This is a genomic window from Vibrio jasicida CAIM 1864 = LMG 25398 (genome assembly GCF_000400365.1).
In the GTDB taxonomy this organism is placed as follows: domain Bacteria; phylum Pseudomonadota; class Gammaproteobacteria; order Enterobacterales; family Vibrionaceae; genus Vibrio; species Vibrio jasicida.
In genome coordinates, this window is record NZ_BAOG01000221.1 from 1 (window position 1) to 326 (window position 326).

Genomic DNA, 326 nt, shown 5'->3' on the forward strand with positions numbered 1-326 from the left:
AACGACAAGCCAGTGGTTGAGAATACCATTGCTGACCAAGTTCTACCGGAAGATTTTGCTGAGTACACGATTAACTTAAATGACGCGTTTAGCGATGTTGACGATGCAGACAGCGATCTGACGTTCAGCGTTTCTGGTAACAGCAATATCCAAGTATCGATTGTTGATGGTATCGCAACTATCACCCCAACAGCAGACTGGAATGGCTCAGAAGAGTTAACGTTTACTGCGACAGATCCAAGCGGTTTGGAAGTGAGTCAGACGGTTGATTTTGCGGTTAATGCCGTTGCCGATATCGTCTCAGATAGTGCAGATATCGTTGAAGA

Annotated in this window: 1 protein-coding gene; it reads left to right on the forward strand. The window is 45.4% G+C overall.

The window, feature by feature from the left end; all coding sequences use genetic code 11:
* Positions 1–326: Ig-like domain-containing protein (locus tag VJL_RS27025; RefSeq protein ID WP_038882444.1), on the forward strand; the 326-nt coding region annotated here is incomplete at both ends.